The organism is Paracoccus sp. DMF, from assembly GCF_004407025.1.
GTDB lineage: Bacteria > Pseudomonadota > Alphaproteobacteria > Rhodobacterales > Rhodobacteraceae > Paracoccus > Paracoccus aminovorans_B.
Window position 1 is genome coordinate 1 of the sequence record NZ_SOKV02000175.1, and the last position, 772, is coordinate 772.

Here is a 772-nt window from a genome sequence, read left to right on the forward strand (position 1 = left end):
CACGCGCATCAACAGCTTCATCGAGACCCTGAACGCGGCGCTGGCCCTTCTGCCGGAATGGGCGACCGGCGAAGGTGGCGTGCGGATCGGCATTCTTGACCCGGTCGAACTTGGCCGCATCAGCAATCCCTTCGAGGGGGCTGCGACCGCTGCTGGTGCTGCCGCCGCGGATGCCTTCTCGGCCGCACTCGCGCGCAGCTATCTCGAGCCGCCCGATCTCGGCCTCGGGGGCATGGCTGACGATGCCCGCGCCCGGGCCGATGGCTATCGCGAGGCCGCAGGCATGCTGGCCGATGCCGCCGGTCGGCCGCTGGCTAGCTGGCAGGCGCTGAAGGATGCCGTCACCGGCACGGGGACCGACGACGAAACTGCACTCGCCGATGCAGCCGCGTCGGCCGATGCCCTGACAGCCGGGCTGAACGACACCGCCAGCGCCGCCGATGGCGCTGGCGGCGCGGCACGCGACGCGGGGGCGGCTGCAGCGGAGGGGGCAGACACGGCCCTGACCGGCTGGCAAGCCGTCACCGCGGCCCTCGCCGACTATGCCGCCAAGGCGCGCGACATCGGCGGGGATCTCGGCAGCGCGCTGGTGGGCGCCTTCACGTCGGCCGAGAACGCCATCGGTGACTTTGTGATGACCGGCAAGCTCGACTTCCGCGATCTGGTCACGTCGATGATCGCCGATCTGGCGAAGCTCGCCGCCCGGCGCTTCATCCTCGGTCCCATCGCCAATGCACTCTCCGGCGCGCTGGGCGGGGCGGGTGGGATTTTC

General features: G+C 71.1%; 1 protein-coding gene. It reads left to right on the plus strand.

Translation table 11 applies throughout. The annotated features are described in order from the left end of the window. The coding region (locus tag E3D03_RS21050) for a phage tail tape measure C-terminal domain-containing protein (protein ID WP_318013798.1) at positions 1 to 772 on the plus strand (772 nt) is incomplete at both ends.